A 4,339-nucleotide genomic window follows, 5' to 3' on the forward strand; every position below is an offset into this window, starting at 1 on the left:
GCAGCGCCTCGATGCGCGCGGCGCTGGTGTCCAGCAGCCCCGCAAGGTCCTGGGCGTCCCCCGCCTGGATGCCGCGCAGATCCACCCCGTATCGCGTGCCCGCCATGCGCGCATGCTGCCACAGGCGCCAAGGAACAGAAAGAGAAGGGGGTGCGGGGGGATACCTCCCCCCGCCGCTTGCTTCCTGCCTGTCTTCCCTGCCTTGCCCCGGAGCCCATCGCCCGTAACATAGCCCCTGCTACATTCCGGAGCCTCCGCATGGACAGCGTGCCCAGCCTGCCCGAGGTGCATCGCAGCGTCAGGGTGCCGCATGCTGCGGGCTGGCTGAAGCGGCTGGGAGCCTTCATCGGCCCGGGCTATCTGGTGGCCGTCGGCTACATGGATCCGGGCAACTGGGCGACGGCGCTCGCCGGCGGCTCGGCCTTCGGCTACACGCTGCTGTCGGTGGCGCTGGCCTCCTCGCTGATGGCGATCCTGCTGCAGGCGCTGTGCACGCGGGTCGGCATCGCCACCGGGCGCGACCTGGCGCAGCTCTGCCGCGAGCGCTTCCCGAAGCCGGTCGCCTATCCGCTCTGGCTGCTGGCGGAGATCGCCATCTGCGCCACGGACCTGGCCGAGCTGATCGGCACCGCCATCGCGCTGCAGCTGCTCTTCGGCATCCCGCTGCTCTATGGCGTGATGCTGACGGCGCTCGACGCCTTCGTCATCCTCTGGCTGCAGCACAAGGGGATGCGCCGGCTGGAGGCGCTGGTCTTCGGGCTGATCCTGCTGATCGTCGGCTGCTTCGGGCTGCAGATCCTGCTGGCCGATCCGGACTGGGGCGCGGTGCTGCGCGGCTATGTGCCGGCGGCCTCGATCGCGACCGACCAGGCGCAGCTCTACATTGCGATGGGGATCATCGGCGCGACGGTGATGCCGCACAATCTCTACCTGCACACGGCGCTGGTGCAGTCGCGCGACGTCGGCGGCACGGTCGCCGAGAAGCGGGAGGCGGTGCGCTTCGCCTCGATCGACAGCACGGTGGCGCTGGGCCTGGCGCTGCTGGTGAATTCGGCGATCCTGATCCTGGCGGCGGCGACCTTCCATGCCGGCGGCCACACGGAGGTCGCCGAGATCCAGGACGCCTATCAGCTGATGGCGCCGCTGCTGGGCAGCGGGCTGGCGGCGACGCTGTTCGCGGTCGCCCTGCTGCTGTGCGGGATGAACGCCACGGTCACCGCGACGCTGGCGGGGCAGGTTGTCATGGAGGGCTTCCTGCGCTTCCGCCTGCCGCCCTTCTGGCGGCGGCTGGCGACGCGGTCGGTGGCGATCGTGCCCGCCGTGCTGGTGACCTGGCATTCCGGCGCCAGCGGCACGGCGCAGCTGCTGGTGCTCAGCCAGGTGGTGCTGTCGCTGCAGCTGCCCTTCGCGGTGATCCCGCTGATGCTCTTCGCCTCCGACCGGTCGCGGCTGGGCGGGCTGGCGGCGCCGCGCTGGCAGCTCTGGCTGGGCTGGGGCATCGCGCTGCTGATCGTGGCGCTGAACCTGAAGCTGATCGCCGACTTCCTGTCGGGCGGCTGACCCGGGCGCCGGCTGGACAGCGCCGCCGCCGCCTGGGACAAAGCCGTTCCGATCCGCGGGGAGCAGCGTCGTGACGACAACCGGAAAACGAATGGCGCTGGCGACGCTGGTGCATCCGACGGGCTACCACGTCGCCTCCTGGCTGCACCCGCAGGCGCAGGCCGATGCCTCGACCAGCATCGAATACTACCAGCGGGTGGCGCAGACCGCCGAGCGCGGGCTGTTCGACCTGTTCTTCATCGCCGACACGCCGGCGGCACGCACCAGCAACCTCACCGCCTTCAGCCGCATGCCGCTGTTCATGAACGTCTTCGAGCCGGTGACGCTGCTCTCGGCGCTGTCGGGGGCGACGCGGCATATCGGGCTGGGCGGCACCGCCAGCACCAGCTTCAGCGAGCCCTACAACATCGCCCGGCAATTCGCCTCGCTGGACCATCTGAGCCATGGGCGCGCCGCCTGGAACGTCGTCACCTCGGCCAACGACTTCGCGGCGAAGAATTTCGGGCTGGACCGGCTGCCGGCGCATGGCGACCGCTACGCCCGGGCCCGCGAATTCGTCCAGGTGGTGCGTCAGCTCTGGGACAGCTGGGAGGACGACGCCTTCATCCGCGACCGCGCGCAGGGTCTGTTCTTCGACCCGGCCAAGCAGCATGCGGTGGCGCATGAGGGCGCGCATTTCCGCGTCAACGGCGCGCTGAACATCGCCCGGCCGCCGCAGGGTCGGCCGGTGATCATCCAGGCCGGCGCGTCGGACACCGGCCGCGAACTGGCGGCCGAGACGGCGGAGGTGGTCTTCGCCTCGGAATCGACGATCGAGGACGGCATCGGCTTCTACCGCGACCTGAAGGGGCGGATGCCCAGGCATGGCCGCGATCCCGACCAGCTGAAGGTGCTGGCCGGGCTGCCGGTGCTGGTCGCCGCCAGCCGGCAGGAGGCGGAGGACATGCATGCCGAGCTGCAGGCGCTGATCCACCCCGATGTCGGGCGCAGCCGGCTGGCGATGGACCTGGAGGCGGATCTCTCGGGCCTCGACCTCGACCAGCCGATCCCGGAGGAGCGGATCCCGAAATCGGCCAATTTCCACCAGGCCTATTTCAACCACATCGTGCAGATGATCCGCGTCGAGAAGCTGACGCTGCGCCAGCTCTACCTGCGCTACGAGCGCGGCAACAAGACGATCCGCGGCACGGCGCGCGAGGTCGCCGACCAGATGCAGGCCTGGTTCGAGGCCGGCGCCTGCGACGGCTTCATGCTGATGTTCAACCTGCTGCCGCGCGACATGGAGGCCTTCGTCGACCTGGTCGTGCCGGAGCTGCAGCGCCGCGGGCTGATGCGCAGCCTCTATGAGGGGCGGACGCTGCGGGAAAATCTCGGCCTGATCCGGCCGCCGCATCCGCGGGCGGCCGGGTGACCCCTCAGAGCTCGGCGAGCGCGACGGCGTCGTAGAAGCGGCCCGACACGGTGTTCCGCCCGGCGGCCTTGGCGGCGTAGAGCTGGCGGTCGGCGGCGACGATCCAGCGCTGCGGCTCGACCTCGGCGCGGCAGGCGGCGGTGGCGACGCCGGCCGTCACCGTCACATGCGGCGCGATGTCGGAGGCGGAGTGCGGGATGCCCAGCGCCTGGATGCGGGTCAGGATCGAGCGCGCCATCTCCATCGCCTCCTCATGTGCCAGCCCCGGCAGGATGCAGGCGAATTCCTCGCCGCCATAGCGCACCGCCAGGTGGTTGCTGCGATGCATGGCGCGGTTCAGCGCGGCGGCCACCATGGTCAGGCAGCGGTCGCCTTCGGCATGGCCATAGAGGTCGTTGAAGCGCTTGAAGAAGTCGACATCGAGGATGATGACCGACAGCATCTCGCCGCGGGCGGCCAGCCGCGCCGCCTCCTGCGCCAGCCGCGTCTCCAGGCAGCGGCGGTTGCCGAGGCCGGTCAGCGCGTCGGTCACGGCGAGCTCGGCCAGCTCGTCGCGCATCCGCTTCATGTCGAGGTGGTTGCGCACGCGGGCGCGCAGGATGACGGGCGCCACCGGCTTGGTGACATAGTCGATGGCGCCGAGCTCGAGCCCCTTCACCTCGGCCTCCTGGTCGCCCAGCGCCGTGGTGAAGATGACCGGCACGTCGGCCAGCACCGCATCGGCCTTCAGCTGGCGGCAGACCTCGTAGCCGTCGATGCCCGGCATCAGCACGTCGAGCAGGATCAGGTCGGGCAGCTCGGCGCGGGCGACCTGCAGCGCCTCCTCGCCCGAGGTCGCGAAGCAGACCTCGTGATCGTCCTCCAGGATGGCACTGATGATCTCGATGTTCGAGACTTCGTCATCGACGATCAGGATGTTCGGACGCCTCAAGCCGTCTTCTCCTTGGCCAGCCCCAGCGTCTCCGCCAGCGCCGTGAGGGCGGTGGCGGCCGCCGCATAGTCCAGCGCGCCGAGCGCCGCGCGCAGCGGCGCGATCTCCGCCGCGCCCTGGCCCTGCAGCGCCGCCTCCAGCGCCTCGAAGACACGGCGCGCGCGCAGGCTGCGGCGGGCCAGCAGGTCTTCCAGCTCCGCCACCAGCGCCGCGGCGGCGGCGCGGTCGAAGCCGGCCGCCGCGGCGGGGGCGGCGACGGCGACGACGCTGAGCGAGGCGGCGGCCCGCAGCGCCGGGCGCAGCGCGGCGTCGAGCGCGGCGAGCAGCGGCTCGGACGGCGCCTCGCCGGCGGCCAGCGCCAGCTCGACCTAGCCGGCCCGGATCGCGACCTCGGCCAGGCCCAGCGAGCCGGCGACGCCCTTAAGCGTCTGCGCCAG

Annotated in this window: 4 protein-coding genes; 2 read left to right on the forward strand and 2 right to left on the reverse strand. The window is 71.2% G+C overall.

What is annotated here, in order from left to right:
- Positions 1-258: 258 nt before the first annotated feature.
- Positions 259-1,560 (forward strand): Nramp family divalent metal transporter, encoded by a 1,302-nt coding sequence (locus tag BKE38_RS21215; protein ID WP_076959239.1) that lies wholly within the window; start codon positions 259-261, stop codon positions 1,558-1,560.
- 70 nt (positions 1,561-1,630) lie between these two features.
- Entirely contained in the window at positions 1,631-2,971 is a 1,341-nt protein-coding gene (locus tag BKE38_RS21220; RefSeq protein WP_242662523.1) for an LLM class flavin-dependent oxidoreductase, read from the forward strand.
- Positions 2,972-2,975: 4 nt separating this feature from the next.
- Here the strand turns inward: BKE38_RS21220 and BKE38_RS21225 are convergent, their stop codons facing one another.
- Both BKE38_RS21225 and BKE38_RS21230 read right to left on the reverse strand, forming a co-directional pair.
- Positions 2,976-3,902 (reverse strand): diguanylate cyclase domain-containing protein, encoded by a 927-nt coding sequence (locus tag BKE38_RS21225; RefSeq protein ID WP_076959241.1) that lies wholly within the window; start codon positions 3,900-3,902, stop codon positions 2,976-2,978.
- Positions 3,899-4,105 (reverse strand): hypothetical protein, encoded by a 207-nt coding sequence (locus BKE38_RS21230; RefSeq protein ID WP_076959242.1) that lies wholly within the window; start codon positions 4,103-4,105, stop codon positions 3,899-3,901. The genes BKE38_RS21225 and BKE38_RS21230 overlap by 4 nt, the downstream gene beginning before the upstream one ends.
- Between the last annotated feature and the right edge of the window lie 234 nt (positions 4,106-4,339).

Origin of the sequence: Teichococcus deserti (assembly GCF_001982615.1) — a bacterium.
Lineage (GTDB): Bacteria > Pseudomonadota > Alphaproteobacteria > Acetobacterales > Acetobacteraceae > Pseudoroseomonas > Pseudoroseomonas deserti.

Coding starts and splice junctions, on each gene's coding strand:
- BKE38_RS21215 (WP_076959239.1), top strand. CDS start 259: ATGGACAGCGTGCCCAGCCTGCCCGAGGTGCATCGCAGCGTCAGGGTG.